At 65.9% G+C, this 16209-nt stretch carries 19 protein-coding genes; 9 read left to right on the plus strand and 10 right to left on the minus strand.

All coding sequences use genetic code 11. From position 1 onward, the window contains the following. Window positions 1–135: 135 nt before the first annotated feature. Both GA0061099_RS40190 and GA0061099_RS22125 read right to left on the minus strand, forming a co-directional pair. Window positions 136–279 (minus strand): hypothetical protein, encoded by a 144-nt coding sequence (locus GA0061099_RS40190; RefSeq protein ID WP_167361668.1) that lies wholly within the window; start codon window positions 277–279, stop codon window positions 136–138. A gap of 64 nt (window positions 280–343) precedes the next feature. Beyond that, window positions 344–1138: a dienelactone hydrolase family protein gene (locus tag GA0061099_RS22125; RefSeq protein WP_036027151.1), complete on the minus strand. Its 795-nt coding sequence runs from the start codon at window positions 1136–1138 to the stop codon at window positions 344–346. 192 nt (window positions 1139–1330) lie between these two features. Between GA0061099_RS22125 and GA0061099_RS22130 the strand changes: the two genes are divergently transcribed. The 5 genes from GA0061099_RS22130 (at window position 1331) to GA0061099_RS22150 (ending at window position 4521) form a co-directional block, all read left to right on the plus strand. After that, entirely contained in the window at window positions 1331–1555 is a 225-nt protein-coding gene (locus tag GA0061099_RS22130) for a DUF2093 domain-containing protein (protein WP_036009228.1), read from the plus strand. Window positions 1556–1799: 244 nt separating this feature from the next. Beyond that, window positions 1800–3095, plus strand: coding sequence for a pilus assembly protein TadG-related protein (locus GA0061099_RS22135; protein WP_081492962.1), 1296 nt, complete (start codon window positions 1800–1802; stop codon window positions 3093–3095). A 74-nt stretch (window positions 3096–3169) separates the two neighbouring features. Beyond that, the gene (locus GA0061099_RS22140) at window positions 3170–3610 is read left to right on the plus strand and encodes a TadE/TadG family type IV pilus assembly protein (protein WP_036027076.1); all 441 of its coding nucleotides are present in this window, start codon (window positions 3170–3172) and stop codon (window positions 3608–3610) included. Next, complete coding sequence (locus GA0061099_RS22145) at window positions 3607–3984, plus strand: TadE/TadG family type IV pilus assembly protein (RefSeq protein WP_225113339.1); 378 nt, start codon at window positions 3607–3609, stop codon at window positions 3982–3984. Before GA0061099_RS22140 ends, GA0061099_RS22145 begins: the two co-directional genes overlap by 4 nt. A 309-nt stretch (window positions 3985–4293) precedes the next feature. Next, entirely contained in the window at window positions 4294–4521 is a 228-nt protein-coding gene (locus GA0061099_RS22150) for a hypothetical protein (RefSeq protein WP_244620991.1), read from the plus strand. Between the two features lie 317 nt (window positions 4522–4838). Here GA0061099_RS22150 and lpxK read toward each other — a convergent pair whose 3' ends face one another. The 6 genes from lpxK to GA0061099_RS22180 all read right to left on the minus strand — a co-directional run bounded on the left by lpxK (window position 4839) and on the right by GA0061099_RS22180 (window position 10373). Beyond that, on the minus strand, window positions 4839–5855 hold the full coding sequence (lpxK, locus tag GA0061099_RS22155; protein ID WP_036027075.1) for a tetraacyldisaccharide 4'-kinase: 1017 nt from the start codon (window positions 5853–5855) through the stop codon (window positions 4839–4841). Further along, window positions 5848–7194 carry a 3-deoxy-D-manno-octulosonic acid transferase gene (locus tag GA0061099_RS22160; RefSeq protein WP_085972262.1) on the minus strand — a complete coding sequence of 449 codons (1347 nt, stop codon included), beginning with the start codon at window positions 7192–7194 and terminating at the stop codon, window positions 5848–5850. Before GA0061099_RS22160 ends, lpxK begins: the two co-directional genes overlap by 8 nt. Continuing rightward, complete coding sequence (locus tag GA0061099_RS22165; protein WP_036027074.1) at window positions 7157–7876, minus strand: lysophospholipid acyltransferase family protein; 720 nt, start codon at window positions 7874–7876, stop codon at window positions 7157–7159. Before GA0061099_RS22165 ends, GA0061099_RS22160 begins: the two co-directional genes overlap by 38 nt. Then, a complete protein-coding gene (locus tag GA0061099_RS22170) occupies window positions 7873–8115 on the minus strand; it encodes a DUF4170 domain-containing protein (protein ID WP_036009212.1) in 243 nt (80 codons plus the stop codon). Before GA0061099_RS22170 ends, GA0061099_RS22165 begins: the two co-directional genes overlap by 4 nt. A gap of 61 nt (window positions 8116–8176) precedes the next feature. Continuing rightward, window positions 8177–8995, minus strand: coding sequence for an inositol monophosphatase family protein (locus GA0061099_RS22175; protein WP_036009209.1), 819 nt, complete (start codon window positions 8993–8995; stop codon window positions 8177–8179). Then, window positions 8982–10373, minus strand: coding sequence for a TldD/PmbA family protein (locus GA0061099_RS22180; RefSeq protein ID WP_036027073.1), 1392 nt, complete (start codon window positions 10371–10373; stop codon window positions 8982–8984). Before GA0061099_RS22180 ends, GA0061099_RS22175 begins: the two co-directional genes overlap by 14 nt. Window positions 10374–10637: 264 nt before the next feature. On the opposite strand from GA0061099_RS22180, the gene GA0061099_RS22185 reads away from it, so the two are divergent. After that, window positions 10638–11156: a DUF6101 family protein gene (locus GA0061099_RS22185; RefSeq protein ID WP_074448043.1), complete on the plus strand. Its 519-nt coding sequence runs from the start codon at window positions 10638–10640 to the stop codon at window positions 11154–11156. A gap of 119 nt (window positions 11157–11275) precedes the next feature. Here the strand turns inward: GA0061099_RS22185 and ubiA are convergent, their stop codons facing one another. Beyond that, on the minus strand, window positions 11276–12208 hold the full coding sequence (ubiA, locus tag GA0061099_RS22190; protein ID WP_036027071.1) for a 4-hydroxybenzoate octaprenyltransferase: 933 nt from the start codon (window positions 12206–12208) through the stop codon (window positions 11276–11278). Next, window positions 12205–12867, minus strand: coding sequence for a hypothetical protein (locus tag GA0061099_RS22195; RefSeq protein ID WP_036027070.1), 663 nt, complete (start codon window positions 12865–12867; stop codon window positions 12205–12207). The genes ubiA and GA0061099_RS22195 overlap by 4 nt, the downstream gene beginning before the upstream one ends. Window positions 12868–13075: 208 nt before the next feature. Here GA0061099_RS22195 and GA0061099_RS22200 point away from each other — a divergent pair, with 208 nt between their 5' ends. The 3 genes from GA0061099_RS22200 to hisG all read left to right on the plus strand — a co-directional run bounded on the left by GA0061099_RS22200 (window position 13076) and on the right by hisG (window position 16201). Continuing rightward, the gene (locus tag GA0061099_RS22200; protein ID WP_036014268.1) at window positions 13076–13831 is read left to right on the plus strand and encodes a 16S rRNA (uracil(1498)-N(3))-methyltransferase; all 756 of its coding nucleotides are present in this window, start codon (window positions 13076–13078) and stop codon (window positions 13829–13831) included. A gap of 236 nt (window positions 13832–14067) precedes the next feature. Continuing rightward, window positions 14068–15219, plus strand: a complete 1152-nt coding sequence (locus GA0061099_RS22210; RefSeq protein WP_036027068.1) for an ATP phosphoribosyltransferase regulatory subunit — start codon at window positions 14068–14070, stop codon at window positions 15217–15219. A 4-nt stretch (window positions 15220–15223) separates the two neighbouring features. Next, the gene (gene hisG / locus GA0061099_RS22215) at window positions 15224–16201 is read left to right on the plus strand and encodes an ATP phosphoribosyltransferase (RefSeq protein ID WP_036014272.1); all 978 of its coding nucleotides are present in this window, start codon (window positions 15224–15226) and stop codon (window positions 16199–16201) included. Window positions 16202–16209 lie beyond the last annotated feature (8 nt).

The raw sequence follows: 16209 nt of genomic DNA on the forward strand, positions 1-16209 counted from the left end.
CAGGCTCTATCCGCGTCATTGCGAGGAGCCCTTGCGACGAAGCAATCCAGACTGCTTCCGCGGAGGGATTCTGGATTGCTTCGCTGCGCTCGCAATGACGATGTGGCGACAGCGCGTCTCCCATTCAAATCTACTTCAGCGACACGACAATCCCGCCTCGATCGTGGTCCAGAAGCCGCAATGGTCCGGCGCGCGATGGGAGGCGTGGGCCTCGAACAGCAGGATCGCGACGGTGAAGACGACCAGGGCGGACGCGAAGAGCGTGATGCGGCCATGCATGTGAGATGCGTTTAATCGACATCGTGGTCGAATGATGGCGCGGCCATGCGCATCCGAGCCGCCATCACCGCGCCAGCCATTGCGCGACGTCCTTCTGCGAGGCGGCGCGGGCTTCGGCATCACCGTGCTCGGGCGCGGCAGCGGCGTGCAGCGGCGCGCCGGCGCGGTCGAAATCGTGATCGGCGCCGGGATAGACCACGATGCGCGCCAACGCGCTGCGGCCGCGCGCCCCGTCCACCATCTGGCGGCAGGCCGGGGGCGACGACACCTCGTCATCGGCGCCGATCAAGACCAGCGTCGGCACCCGCGTGCTCCAGCCGAGGCCCGCCGCGATCCGGCAATCCGGATAGAACGCGATGGCGGCGCGGAAATCCGGACCGGGATCGCGCCCCGCGCTCTGCGGACGCACGGCCCAGAGCAGCGCGCTCGCACCATTGGCCCAGCCGATCAGGCTGACGCGGTCCCGCGCCACGAAAGGCTGCTGCATCAGCCAGGCGCGCGCGGCCGCGATATCGGCGACGCGTTCGCGCCGCGCCTTGACGTGCATCTCCTTGACGCGGCATTGCGGGCCGAGCTCGCGCGAGCCGTAGCTGTCGGGCAGCAGCACGGCATTGCCGGCCTTGAGCAGGCGTTCAGCCCAATCGCGATAGCGCGGCAGCACGGGATCGGAATGGCTACCCAGCCCGCCGCAGCCGTGCAGCGCGATCACGGCCGGGAACGGCCCCTCGCCCGCGGGCTTGTAGAGCTGCGCATGGAGCACCCCGGAGGCGAGCGGAATTTCGACCGGCTGCGGCGCCGGGGCGGCGTGCGCGGCCGACATCAGCAGCGTCAGGAACAAAGCGGCGAGGCGAAGGCGCATCGGACCCTGCGGCAGGAGCTGCCGGAACCGGCGCCCCTTCGACCGAAGCCTTATCATGCGAAAACGGCGGCAAATCATCACGAACCGGTGGGTTTAACGGGCGGACAAGCCACCCCATCTATGCTACATCCCGTCCAACACATCGTGCCTTCCACGGCGTTCCTGGAGAGGCCCCCACGGAGACTTTCGACCGTGCTGAACAAGTTCGGCCCCTCGGGCCATGGCGAAGCGCAGGTGCAATATCTCGACGGCGATTTCCGCGTGATCTCGCCGGGGACTTTCGTGCGCTGCGCGATCACCGACGTCCGCATCCCGCTCGACGAGCTGAAGTACTGGAGCGTCGATCTGCAGGAGGCCTATGCCACGCCCACCGCGGTGCTGCAGCGGCATTTTCCCGGCGCGCTGAAACAGCCGTGATCCTTCGGCCCTCGCAACTCTCGTAAGGCGGGTAAAACCGGCAGACCTATAATGCTGGCGGTAACAATTGCAGGGTGCAATTCCATCTGACTTCTCCTGGATGCGGCTTCATTCAATAAGATTGCGGCCATGAATGCCGGCTGAATGTTCGCCGATATCTAAAATTGTCAGGCTTCCATTGGGGCCCATTTAAGCCGGCCTGCACCACACTGCCTCGGGATAAAGTGGCAATCGGGCAGGAAGCATGGACCTCCGGAGAACTTTCAGCCGCTCGTTCGGTGCACCTTCGAGCGCAAAGGATCATTTGCTCGAACAGTTCATCCGCGACGAGCAGGGCAGCTACGTGCTCATTTCTGCGCTGCTCATGCCGGTCCTGGTCGGCACCGCCGGCCTCGGAACGGAAGTGGGCTGGTGGTACTACAAGCACAAGAACATGCAGAGCGTTGCAGATTCCGGCGCCGTCAGCGCTGCGACGGCTGCCAGTGCAGGCGGCGACCCCCGGTCCGAAGCCAAGGCGGTCGCGGCAAATTATGGTTACACCGACGGCGCGAACGACGTCACTGTTACGGTGAACCAGCCACCGAAAACAGGCAGTCAGGCGTCGAACGCGCAGGCCATCGAAGTCATCGTCAGTCAACCGCAGCGTCGGCTGCTATCGGCCTTGTTCGGCTCGGACCGCGTACCAATCACCGCGCGCTCGGTCGCCCTGCCCAATTCCGGGACGGGCTGCGTCCTTGCGCTCAACAGGAGCGCAAGCCCCGCCGTCAACGTCAGCGGCGGCAACCAGCTCAACCTGATCAAGTGCAATCTCTACAGCAACTCGAGCGCAAGCCCCTCGCTCAACGTCGCCGGCAGCGCCTCGGTCGCGGCGAACCAGGTCGGCGTGGTTGGCGACGTCTCCGGCGCGAGCAGCATCACGGCGGCCAACGGCATCAAGACGCACATCACGCCTGTCGCCGATCCCTATGCCGACGTCTCTCCGCCGACGCGGCCGAGCTGCAGCAATGCCAAGATCACGGTCAACGCCAACGGAAAGACGAACTCGCTCGACCCCGGCTGCTACATGGGCAGCATCACGGTCAACGCCGGCGCAGTCCTGAACCTCAATCCAGGCATCTATTATCTGGATGGCGCCAGCTTGAGCGTCGCCGGAAATGCCACCATCACCGGCAGCGGCGTCACCCTGGTGTTCACGGGCTCCGGCAGCGACTGGGGCACCGCCTCGATCGGCAGCAACGCGACCGTCGACCTGACCGGGCCGACCAGCGGCCCGACAAAGGGCATCGTCATGTATGGCGACCGCAACATGCCGGCCGGGACTAATTTCAATCTCACCGGCGGTGCTACGCAGAATTTCGGCGGTGCCATCTACCTGCCAAAGGCCAATCTCAGCTTCAGCGGCGGCAACGGCACCAGCACATCCTGCACCAAGATCATCGCGGATACGCTGACGTTCAGCGGCACGTCGAACCTGCAGGTCAATTGCACCGCGCTCGGCACCGCGACGATCGGTTCGCAGACCGCGCAGCTCGTCGAATGAGGTTTGGAGCGATGCAGATCCGGAGTTTCTCATTTAAGCTTGGCCGTCGATTGCTCGGTTCTCTGGCGCGGCATGTGCGAATCGCTGCCGGCGATCAACGGGGCGTCGCGGCAGCCGAATTCGCCATCCTGGTTCCCCTGCTGTCCCTGATGGTCGTCTCGGTCACGGACATCGGGCTTGCCCTCTATCGCAAGATGCAGGTCGAAAATGCCGCGCAAGCGGGAGCCCAGTACGCGATTGCGCGCGGCTTCGACACGAGCGGCATCGCGAACGCCGTCGCAAGTGCCACCAGCGCGACGAACATCACCGCTTCACCTCCGCCGGTCCAGTTCTGCGGATGTCCGACGAGTGCGGGCGTGAGCGCCACCAGCTGCGGAACGGTCTGCACCGGCGGTGCGCCGGCCGGAACATATACTACGGTCTCGGCGCAAGCGACGTACTATACGATCATCGATTATCAGATCGTGGCGGCCACCTACACATACACCGCGCAGTCCACCACGAGGCTGCAGTGAAGCTCACCGCATTATGGCGGGACACGCGCGGCACCACAGCGCTGGAATTTGCGCTGACCGCTCCCGTGTTCTTCCTGTTCATATTCGGGATCATCGAATGCGGGCTGCTGTTCTGGACTCAGCTCGGAATCCAGCATGGCAGCGAAATGGCCGCGCGCTGCGCGAGCGTCAACAACACGCTCTGTCCGAGCAGCAGCGCGATCACGACCTACGCTGCCCAGCAGGCCTACGGCCTCACGCTCCCGCCGGGGACATTCACCTTTGCCACGGCCGCATGCGGCAACCAGGTCAGCGCGAGCTATTCATTCGAGTTTCCGCAGATCATCAACCTGTCTCCGATCACGCTGACCGCGCGAGCCTGCTTCCCGAGTTGAGGTCGCCGACAGAAAAATGGATTCTGCCATGCCAATCGCTTGCGTTCTACATTCCTTGCAGCCGTGGGTGAGTCGTTTCGCCCTGTGGTTGGATTCTTTGTTGCGATTCCGCGCCCTAGAGTTGTTTGATGAAGTTCTGCTGAAACAAAGCACTGCTATAGTGCAGGTTAGGTAATTGGCCCTGTTCTTTTTATCGCACAGACGATCAGGTCAACCAAACAGCCATCGAGCGTTGGAATTGGCGCGGTCTGTGAACGGGCTCATATCGAAGAGCCATCTGACGGGCGACGATCACCTTGAAAATTCGCGGTGGAATATCTGCAAATCGACAATCAAGCGATGGGGGTGATCATGCCCGCCATTTTCGACCTGCTCTATCGTGAATATTGCCGCGCCCGTCTCGCTGAGATGCGCAAACAGCTTCTGATCGCAGCTGAGCGCGCTGAAGCTGTCGCAGCGGATCATTATGCCGCGACGCTGAGTGACGATGAGAGAACGGACCCGCACCGCAAGACCGGTCTCGGCCTGCCGAATTGAAGCGGCTTCAAGACCGGCGATCACTCCCGCGTAGCAGTGACCAAGCAATTGGCAACAGTTTGGGAGACGGCAATGAATACACCCGAATGCTACACCGTCGTCGTCGCCTGCATGTCGTGCCTCACCATCATCGGATTGATGGCCGCCGGCGCGTGGTGAGCATGGCTCGTTGCAGACATGATTCCGACTTCGACATGAGTACAGCCGCCGCGTCGTCCGACGGCGGCGGCTGCACTTTGGATCCGCAGATCAGCTTCCCGGCGGCGAATACGACAGGTTTCGCGACCAGGGCAGAGACGTTGCCTCACGTTGCGCGATCAGCGCGCACTGAACCTTCGCTCGCGCGCTCTGTATAGATGATCGCTGATCAATTGCCGCAGCTTCGCCAGGTCATCGAACTCGAGCTGAACGGCGAACGGCACGATGCCGTCAGGCACGCCTGCGCGGCCGCGCAAGCGTGCAAGATCCTTTTCCGTGGTCACCAGCGTGAGCTGTTCGCGCTGCGCCTCGGCTGCGAGCGCTGCGATCTCGCCGTCCGAAAACATGTGGTGGTCGGCGAAGGCGCGCGTGCGAACGACGTCGATCCCGCTCGCACGCAGGGTGCGGAAGAAACGCTCGGGATCGCCGATGCCGGCGAAGGCGAACACCCGCTTGCCGAGCAGCTGCGCGAGCGAGGCCGCATCCGGCTTCAGGCGCGCGCGCAGCTCGGGCTTGTTCCGCTTCGCGATCTCCGCCGCGACATCGTTGGCGGCATTGCCGTCGCCGATCAGCACCAGCGCATCGGTGCGCGCGAGCTGCACCGCGAGCGGTGCGCGCAGGGGCCCTGCGGGAAACACCGCGCCGTTGCCAAGGCCGCGCTCACCGTCGATCACGATCAGCGAGGCGTCCTTGAACAGGCGCGGATTCTGGAAGCCGTCATCCATCAGGATCACGGTGGCGCCTTGCGACTTCGCCAGCGCGACGCCGTCGAGGCGGTCGCGCGCGACCACGACCGGGACGTCGCGCGCCATCATCATGGGTTCGTCGCCGACGTCGGACGCATCGTGACGCTCGCGGTCGACCATCACCGGCCCCTTCAGGCGCCCGCCATAGCCGCGGCTGAGCACGACCGGCGTCTCGCCGAGCTCGCGCAAGAGCTTGGTCAACACCAGCACCGTCGGCGTCTTGCCGGCACCGCCGACATGGTAGTTGCCGACACAGATCACGGGGATGCCGGCGTCCACGCCCTGGCGCAGCATGCGCCGTGCAGTGATCGCGCCGTAAAGCGCACCGAGCGGCCATAGCGCGTACGATTGAAGGGAGCGTGGCCGGTACCAAAAGGCCGGCTCACGCATTGGCGGCCCCCATCTCGATTCGCAATTGCAGCAGATACGGCTCGAGCGCGGTCATGGTGCGATCGAGCGCACCGCCAAGCTGCTCGACCACGCCCGCGCCTGCGCGCTGCATCTTGTCGCGCATGGTGGGATCGGCCAGCAACTGGCCGAGCTGCTTGACCAGCGCCTCCTGCGTGTCGGCTTGCCGCGCCCCGCCGCTGGTATCGAGCGCTTCATAGACGTCGGCGAAGTTGAACACGTGCGGACCGTGGACGATCGCGGCGCCCAGCTTGATCGCCTCGATCGGGTTCTGCCCGCCATGGTGGATCAGCGATCCGCCCATGAACACGATTCCCGAGAGCCGATAGAACAGGCCGAGCTCGCCCATGGTGTCGGCGACATAGACGTCGGTCGTCGCGGTCGGCAGCTCCTCGCGCGAGCGCAAGCTGGGCTTCAGGCCCGACGCCGTGACGAGGCCTGCAATCGATGAGCCGCGATCCGGGTGCCGCGGCACGATCACGGTGAGAAGCTGCGGGAAGAAGCCGACCAGGCTGCGATGCGCCGCGACCAGCATCTCGTCCTCGCCCGGATGGGTCGAGGCCGCGACGATGATCGGACGCCCGCGCGTCATCGCCATCAGCCGTTCGAGCTTGGCGGGGTCGGCCGGCGGCGCGGGCACGTCGAGCTTGAGATTGCCCGTCGTCGCGACGTCGCGGCCGCCGAGCGCGGCAAAGCGCTCGGCATCTTTCTTCGACTGCGCAAGACAGATGTCGAACCGCGACAGCAGCGCCGAGATGGTGCCGTGCATGCGGCGCCAGCGCGGGAAGGAACGCGGCGACATCCGCCCGTTGATCAGCACCATCGGCACCCGGCGCGCCGCGCCGGCGAGGATCAGGTTCGGCCACAAATCGGATTCAATGAACAGCGCCAGCGACGGCTTCCAATGATCGAGGAAGCGCGCGACGTAGCGAGGCGAGTCATACGGCACGTATTGATGGATGACGTCGGGGGGAAAGCGTTTTGCGACGACCGCGGCCGAGGTGACCGTGCCCGAGGTGAGCAGGATGCGCAGATTGAGATCGCGCAGGCGCTCGATCAGGGCGGCCGCCGCCAGGACCTCGCCGACGCTGGCACCATGAATCCAGACCAACGGGCCGTGCGGCCGCACGTCGGCGGACAGGCCGCGCCGCTCGCCGACGCGGGCGGGATCCTCCTTGCCCTGTTTCAGCCGCCGCTTGATCAGCGCCGGCGCGAGCGGCACCAGGCCGGCGGCCAGGCGCCGGTACATCCGCAGCGTGATCGGCAGCGCAATCGGCAGCGACTTAGGCATCTTCCGGTCCCGGGCGGCCGAGCTGCGCATGGGCGCGACGAGTCGCCTCGTTCAACGTGTCTTCCAGCTCCTGCCGCAACGTCTCCATCATAGCGGCGTCGGCATCTGCGGGAACGTGGATTTCCTTGATGCCGACCACTGCGCCTCGCCCGAACGGCAAATTGATCGTGGTGCGGTCCCAGTTCTTGAGCCGGACGAAGCGGCTGGTCGCCATCGCGAAAGGCATGATCGGCCGTCCCGATTCCCGTGCCAGCATGATAATGCCGAGCCCGGCCACGCGCGAGCGCTTGGGGACATCGGCGGTCAGCGCGACATTACAACCGGCCTGAAGGGTCCGCACCATTTCCTTGAAGGCGCCGACGCCACCTTTGCGGTGAAACGCGCCGCCATGGTCGCCGGAACCGCGGATTGTGCCGATCCCGAGCCGCTCGGCGGCGATCGCATTGAACTCGCCGTCGCGGTGCCGGGAGATCAGCACCTTGGCCTGATAGGAGACCTTGTTCCGGTCCTTGATGAAGGGCGTGAGGAAATGCTGGCCGTGCCAGAACGCGAAGATCGCAGGGAGCTGCGGCTCGACTCGCTCGTAAATGTCGGGCGGATCGAACGTGAAACTGTTGGTCCGCCAAACCAGACGCAGATATTCGGCCGCCAGGACCCCGACGGCACGCTGAAACCAGCTGCTTCGCAGCGTATTGCGAAGCAGTTTCTTCAACGCGCCGGTTCTTGATTCGGATCGAGCAGCCGATGCAGGTGGACGATGAAGTAGCGCATCTGCGCGTTGTCGACCGTGCTCTGCGCCTTGGCCCGCCAGGCGGCGTGGGCGGTGGCATAGTTCGGATACAGGCCAACGATGTCGACCTCGTCCAGATTCTTGAATGTGTTGTGCTCGAGATCGACGAGCTCGCCGCCGATGACGAGGTGGAGCAGTTGTTGCGGGGCACTATCTGGCATGAGTTCTGTTCCTAACGGGCTGCCCGGCAAAGCAGTGTTCGAGAAGCACCACGAATGCGCCTTAGGCTATCGGACGGTTGCGAAAATGCGCGACAATGCCCGCATGACGTTCGCGTCCCGCTGCCACCAGCACCCCGTGCGCCACTTCCCGGCGGTTATAGAGGATGGGTTCTCCGGAGAGGTCGCTCATCCTACCATCCGCTTCCTGCACGATCAAATCGGCCGCCGCAAGATCCCAATCATGGCTGTTGCCGCCCGCAAATGCCGCATCCAGCGCGCCATCGGCGACCCGGCACAGCCGCAGCGCCAGCGAGCCGATCCGCCGGTGCAGCTTGATCTCGCCGAGTGACGGCTTCAGCCGCTCGACCAGCGGCTTCGGGCCGGCGACGCGGGCGAAGTCGAGTTCGGATCCGCCTGTCGCGCGCACCGGTTTGTCGTTGAGCGTCGTGCCCTTGCCGCGCACCGCGAAGAAGAATTCGTCGCTGGCCGGGGCGAATACGGCGGCGAGCACCGGCGAAGCGTCCGCCACCAGCGCCACGCTGACGCACCATTCGTCATGGCCGCCGAGATAATTGCGCGTGCCGTCGATGGGATCGACGATCCAGGTCAGCCGCCGCGACAGCCGCGCCGCATCGTCGGCGCTCTCCTCGGACAGCCAGCCATATTCGGGCGTCGCAGCACGCAGGCGCGATTCGAGCAGATCGTTGACGGCGATGTCGGCCTCCGACACCGGCGAGGACGCGCCCTTGGTCCACTTCCTCAGCTCGGTGCGGAACATCGACTGCGCCAGCGCGCCCGCCTCCCGCACCGTGTCCTTCAGCAGCGCCGCGTCGCGGGTCAGGAGGGTGTGGTCGAGAGAATGCGCGTCAGCGTCCGCCAAGCGTCAAACCCTCGATGCGCACCGTCGGCGCATTGATGCCGTAGCGGAATTCGAGATTGTTCGCAGGCTGCATCGACCTGAAGATCTCGAACAGATGGCCGGCGATCGTCACCTCGCTGACGGGATAGGTGATCTCGCCGTTCTCGATCCAGAAGCCGGAGGCGCCGCGGCTGTAATCGCCGGTGACGCCGTTGACGCCGGAGCCGATCAGGTCGGTGACGTAGAAGCCCTGCTTGATGTCGGCGATCAGCTCGGCCGGCGTTGCAGAGCCGGGCTCGAGATGCAGATTGTACGGCCCCGGCGAAGGCGAGGAGGACACGCCGCGATGGGCGTGACCGGTGGTGGTGAGGCCGAGCTCGCGCGCGGTGGCACAGTCGAGCAGCCAAGTCGTCAACACGCCGTCGTCGACCAGCGCGGTCCGCTTCACCGCGACGCCTTCGGCATCGAAGGTCTGCGAGCGCAGCCCGCGCTTGCGCAGGGGATCGTCGATGATGCGGATGTTCTTCGCAAACAGCTGCTGGCCGAGCTTGTCCTTCAGGAAGCTGGTCTTGCGCGCGATCGAGGCGCCGTTGATGGCGCCGACGAGATGGCCGACCAGCGAGCCGGCGACGCGCGGATCGAACACCACCGGGACCTTGCAGGTCTCGACCTTGCGCGGATTGTAGCGCGCCACGGTGCGCTCGCCGGCGGAGCGGCCGACGACCTCCGGCGACAGCAGATCGGCGCCATGCGGCGCCGAGGTGAAGTCGTAGTCGCGCTCCATGCCGGTGCCTTCGCCCGATATGGCGGTGGCGGAGATGCCCTGGCTGGAGCGCAGATAGGAGCCGTGGAAGCCGGTCGAGGTGACGAGCACCATGCCGCCGATGCCGGATGAGGCCGAGGCGCCGCCGGACTTGGTCACGCCCTTGACGCCGAGCGCGGCAGCTTCGGCCGCGAGCGCGCGGCGCTCGAGCTCGGTCGTCGTGGGCACGGCGGGATCGAGCAGGTCGAGATCGGGAAAGTCGCGCGCGAGCAGCGCGGGATCGGCAAGGCCGACATATTTGTCGTCGGGCGCGACGCGCGCCATCGCAACCGCACGCTCGGCGAGCTTGGTGACGGCATCGCCGCTGACGTCGTTGGTGGAGACCACCGCCTGACGCTGACCGACCAGCACGCGCAGACCGACATCGTCGCCCTCGGACCGCTCGGATTCCTCGACGCGTCCGTCGCGGACCTCGACGCCCTGCGAGACACCGCGCACCGCAACCGCGTCGGCCGCATCCGCGCCGGCGCGCTTGGCCGCCTCGACCAGCCGCTGCGCGAGATCGGAGAGCGCGGACTGATCGAACAGGTCGCGATTGGCGGAAGGCGAAAGCGTCGGGCTTGGTGAAGAGTTCACGAACGAAATCCTGTTGGGGCGGGGTTCGGGACCGGAACCCACAGATGTGCCCTGATAGCGCGGACTTCAAGCATTTTCAGCCCGCCAAAAGCTCAGATTCGCGACGTCGGCGCAACGTCTCGTCAATCATGCACGCCAAGGTCTTGTCAATCATGAGGAGCGAGTGACGGTGGGTTAACCAGCCTTTTTAAGCGGTTTCGGACCGCCCGGCGCTAAGGTCCTCGCATCGACCGGGAACATAATCCTGGCGGGGAGAACGAAGCCGTGAGGCGTCAAACAGCAACATGCGGGGTCCACCCCGCCGGGTCGAGCCGCTCCCTGCGGCTCGACCCTCTTTCCCTTCCGGTCCGCTTCGATGCGCATGATCCGCGCGCCGACGGACATGTCAGGCAGATCGAGCTTCATCGCGAGCGTGTCGTGCTGCGCCGTGCCGTGCGCGGCATGCAGATGGCGATCAACGTGCGCGTCGCCGACTTCACCGGCGTTGCGCTCCGCGGCAATGACGAGACGCAGACGCTCGTCCTCGTGCATCGCGATCCTTCGCTGTCCATCCCGCTACTGATCAGCGCGGACGCGGACGAGATCGCGCAGGCCTGGGCGATCTGGAGCGAGATCTTTGCGCTGCCGCAGCTCGACGAAGGCGCGCGCAAACCCGCACCGCGCCGCCGCCGCGCCAATGCGATCCGCGCCCGCCGTCCGAAATTCTTGATGCGCCGGCGCACCGCAATGGCGCGCGAGCTGCCGGTTCATCAGGGCGAGCGCGAGATCATCGCGAGGAATTAGGCGGCAATCACAGGTGTCGTAGGGTGGGTTAGCCCGAAGGGCGTAACCCACCTATTGCTTTCCCCTCGGATAGAAGTTGGTGGATTACGCTTCGCTAATCCACCCTACGCATTTTCGCGTCACGCCGCTCGCATCATCGCGTCCGCGAGCAATCCCGCAAACAGCAACAGGCCCGCATGCTTGTTCGACTTGAACAGGCGAAGGCAGAGCGCGCCATCGGCGATATTTAGCCGCACGATCTGCCACACCAGATGCGCGGCGAAGGCGGCAAGCCCAAGCCAGGCCGGCCAGCGCGCTTCGCCAGATGCCAGCGCGACGCCGATCAGCATCACCGCGAGCCCGTAGAACAGGACCAGCGCCTGGCGCGTATGCGCGCCGAACAGGCGCGCGGTCGACTTGATGCCGATCAACGCGTCGTCCTCAGTGTCCTGATGCGCGTAGATGGTGTCATAGCCGATCACCCAGGAGATCGCGCCGGCATAGAGCACGAGCGCGGTGGCGTCGATGCGGCCGAAGGTGACGGCAAACCCCATCAACGCGCCCCAGGAGAAGGCGAGCCCGAGCACGATCTGCGGCCACCAGGTGATGCGCTTCATGAAGGGATAGATCGCGACGATCAGGAGTGAGGCGATGCCCGTTGCAATCGCGAAGCGGTTGAACTGCAGCAGCACCGCAAGACCGACCAGCGCCTGCGCGACCATGAAGACCAGCGCCTGCCTGGTGGTCACCTGCCCCGACGGCAGCGGCCGCGAGCGCGTGCGCTCGACCTTGCCGTCGAGGTCGCGATCGGTGATGTCGTTCCAGGTGCAGCCGGCCCCGCGCATGACGAAAGCGCCGATGAAGAACAGCACGATGGTGAGCGGCAGGCCGCGAACGTCATGCGCCATGCCGGCGGCCAGCGCCGCCGACCACCAGCATGGCATCAGGAGAAGCCAGGAGCCGATCGGGCGATCGAAGCGGGACAGGCGCAGGTAAGGCCGCGCCCAATGCGGCGCGAGCGTATCGACCCAGTTGCCGGTGGAATCGGCAACGCGGGCGGATGTATCGCTCATCGGGTCAGGACGTTGCCGTTGAGCGTATCGAAGGTGCTGCCGCCCTTCTTGCCGGCGTTAGCCTCGGGCGCGGAGCCAGAGCCCAGCACCTCGCTCAGCGACGGACCGGCCGGACCGCGCGGCTGGTTCTGCATCTGTTGCGCGACGTTGCAGACCTTCGTCGCCATGGCCTCGGTGTTCTTGTGACCTTCCTTCAGCTGCGCACCGATCTGGGGCGGGATTCCGCATTTGGCGGCATTGGTCTCGATGTACTTGATCATCTTGACTTCAGCCTGGCTGAAATTGCGGATCAGCTTGCAGGCCTCGTCCGGTTGCGCGCGACGATCGCTCGCGGCCTTGATCAGCTTGCCGCGCTTCTCGGCTTCCTCGCGCAGCGGAATGAATGCCTTCATGCAGTCCTCGCCGGGACCGGCCTGCGTCGGGGGAGCCGCGCTGAAGGCGCCGGCGCCACCGATCGGGGCAGCACCGTTCACGGGAAAGGACGATTGCGGCGCCGCACCGAGCGAAGCAGCGGGTGCCGAACCGTTAACCGGAGGAAATGGGGAATTGGCGGCAGGCTGGTTGGGCAGCGGCGCCGGGAACGCGCTTTGCGCAGACGCGCCCGCAGCACCCATGACCACCATGGCGGCAGTGATCGGAACCATCAAATGGCGGATCATCAAGACAGTCTCTCCGGCAGGAGCTTACGGGTTCAGGGCTTCCCAATTGAAGCGCGACCAGCATGTTCGCGTTTTTACGATTCCCGCCGGCGCTTAACAACCCGTGGAATAGGGCGAGAGCGCGGCGCTGGGACGCACCAGTTCGGCAATATTTACCCCCGAAATGGCGCCTTTCGGTTAAGAACGGCCGGTAATCGGATCCCAAGCGATGCCTTCCCACGATTTTCGCGCCCCCCGCCTGTTCGTCGATGCCCCCCTGGCCCAGGACGCCAGGGTGCCGCTCGACCGCGACCAGAGCAACTATCTCGGCAATGTGCTGCGGCTGGCGGCCGGGGCCGAGGTCCTGGCCTTCAACGGCAGGGATGGCGAGTGGCAGGCCGCCATCGAGGGCCGCAAGCGGCCGGACGGCCTCGTGATCCTGCAGCAGACCCGGCCCCAGGACCATCTCGCCGACCTCACTTACGTCTTTGCCCCGCTCAAACATGCCCGGCTGGACTACATGGTGCAGAAGGCCATCGAGATGGGCGCCGCCGCCCTGCAGCCGGTGCTGACCCGGTTCACCCAGGCGTCCCGGGTGAACACCGAGCGGATGCGCGCCAATGTGGTCGAGGCGGCCGAACAATGCGGCATCCTCAGCATCGCCAGCGTGGCCGAGCCGGTGCCGCTGGAGCGCTTCCTGAGCCAGCGGCCCGCCGACCGCCTGCTGATCTTCTGCGACGAGGCGGCGGAGGTCCAGAATCCCATTCAGAACCTGCAAGGCGCGCGCGAGGTCGGACGCGGTATCGACGTGCTGATCGGCCCCGAGGGCGGTTTTGCCGAGGAAGAGCGGGCGCTGTTGCTGCGCCAGCCCAAAATCCTGCGGCTGGCGCTCGGCCCCCGCATCATGCGGGCGGACACCGCCGCGGTCGCCGCCCTGGCGCTGGTGCAAGCGGTGCTGGGGGATTGGAGCGGAAAGGCCAGCTAACTTCGTCAGCGGTGCAAACGCATGGCGTCGTCATGCCCGGGCTTGTCCCGGGCATCCACGTCCTTTGCGCCGGAGGGCAAGGCGTGGACGGCCGGGACAAGCCCGGCCATGACGAATGAGCCACCCGTTAAGCGATTGATCCTTTGGAGGTCGAAACCGCTGTCGGGCCATGCTAAGGGCTGCGCCAATTCGCCTCCCCTTGCCTGCCCGGTTCCGCCGGGCGATGGACCGCAGAGATGACCGCGACTGCCACCTCAAATGCTGCCGGCTCCGCCGCCTGGGCGGATACGCTGCTCTTGTCGTTTGCGCAGGCCGGCTATGTGAGGGCCGAACCCGCCATCCTGCAGCCGGCCGAGCCGTTCCTGGACCTCTCCGGCGAGGACATCCGCAAGAGCCTGTACCTGACCACCGACCTCTCCGGCGAGGAGCTCTGCCTGCGCCCGGACCTGACCATTCCTGTCGCGCGCGACTATCTGGCCTCGGGGCGCGCCGGCCAGCCGGCGGGGTTCAGCTATCTCGGTCCGGTGTTCCGCTACCGTAGCGGCCAGGCCCGTGAATTCCTACAGGCCGGCATCGAATCGTTCGCCCGTCAGGATCGCGCCGCGGCCGATGCCGAGATGCTGGCGCTGGGGCTGGAGGCGACGGCCGCCTTCGGCGTCCGCGACGTCGAGATCCGCACGGGCGATGTCGCCTTGTTCAATGCGCTGCTCGACGCCCTCAATCTCTATCCGGTCTGGCGGCGCCGCCTGGTCAAGGATTTCAACCGCAAGATCAGCCTGGAGCAGGATCTGGAGCGGCTGGCGGCCGCGACCACCGCGACGCGCAGCGAGTATGAGGGCGTGCTGGCGGCCCTTGCCGGCTCCGACCGCAAGGCGGCGCTCGCCTTCGTCACCGATCTGATGTCGATCGCCGGTACCACCAACGTCGGCGGCCGCACCACGGCCGAGATCGCCGATCGCTTCCTTGAGCAATCGACGCTGAAGGGCGGCGCGCTGCCGCGCGAGGCCATTGCCGTGCTCAAGCGCTTCCTGTCGATATCGGGCAATCCAGACGACGCCATCGCCGAGCTGCGCGCACTCACGACGGACGCGAAGCTCGATCTCGCATCTGCTATCGATCAGTTCGAGAGCCGGGTCGGCTTCATGGCCGCGCGCGGCATCAACGTGAGGCAGATTCGTTTCTCGACCGCGTTCGGGCGCGGGCTCGATTATTACACCGGCTTCGAGTTCGAGCTGCATCAAAGCGGCAACGGCACCGAGCCGCTGGTCGCCGGCGGCCGCTACGACGGGCTGATGACCCAGCTCGGATCAGCTGAGCCGATTCCGGCGGTCGGCTTCTCGGTCTGGGTGGAGGCGCTGAACCGGATCGGCCGCAAGGTGGGAGCGTAAAATCATGAGCGCGCCATTCGTTCTGGCCGTTCCCTCCAAGGGCCGCCTGCAGGAGAACACTGAGGCCTTCTTTGCCCGTGCCGGCCTCAAACTGTCGAAGGCCGGCGGCGCCCGCGACTACCGCGGCACCATCGCAGGCCTCGACAATGTCGAGGTCGCCTATCTCTCGGCGAGCGAGATCGCCGCGCAATTGTCGCGCGGCTTCGCGCATCTCGGCGTCACCGGCGAAGACCTGGTGCGCGAGAACATCGCCGATGCCGACAAGCGCGTGTCGCTGATCGACGGGCTCGGCTTCGGCTATGCCGACGTCGTCGTCGCGGTGCCGCAGGCCTGGATCGACGTCCGCACCATGGCCGACCTTGACGACGTCACCACCGGCTTCCGCGAGCAGCATCACATGCGGATGCGGGTCGCGACCAAATTCGTCAACCTCACCCGCGGCTTCTTCCAGGCTCACGGCATCAGCGATTACCGCATCGTCGAGAGCGCGGGCGCCACCGAAGGGGCGCCCGCGGCCGGCAGCGCCGAGCTGATCGTCGACATCACCACGACCGGCGCGACGCTTGCGGCCAACGGCCTGCGGGTGCTCGACGACGGCGTGATCCTGCGCAGCCAGGCCAATCTGGTGGCCGCCAAGGAGGCCGACTGGTCGCCGCAGGCGCGCGAGACGGCGCGTGTCATCCTCGATCACATCGCAGCGCGGGCGCGGGCCAACAAGTACCGCGAAGTCCGCACCCGCTTCCGGCAATGCGATGCCGCCCTGCTCGGGGAAGCCCACAGCCGGTTCGGCGTGGAGGCCCCGTTCGGCGGTCCGACCTCGTCAGGCATGCTGACCCTGCACTGCCCACCGGGGCAGCTCTACGCGCTGGCGAGCTTCCTGCGCGAGCATGGCGCCGAGACCGTCTCGGTGGTGTCGCTCGACTACGTGTTCGACCGCGAGAATCCGCTGTTCGCCAGGCTGGAGGCGTTCCTGCGGCGGTGAGCCCAAGG

The sequence above is a fragment of the Bradyrhizobium yuanmingense genome (assembly GCF_900094575.1).
Classification (GTDB): Bacteria; Pseudomonadota; Alphaproteobacteria; order Rhizobiales; family Xanthobacteraceae; genus Bradyrhizobium; species Bradyrhizobium yuanmingense.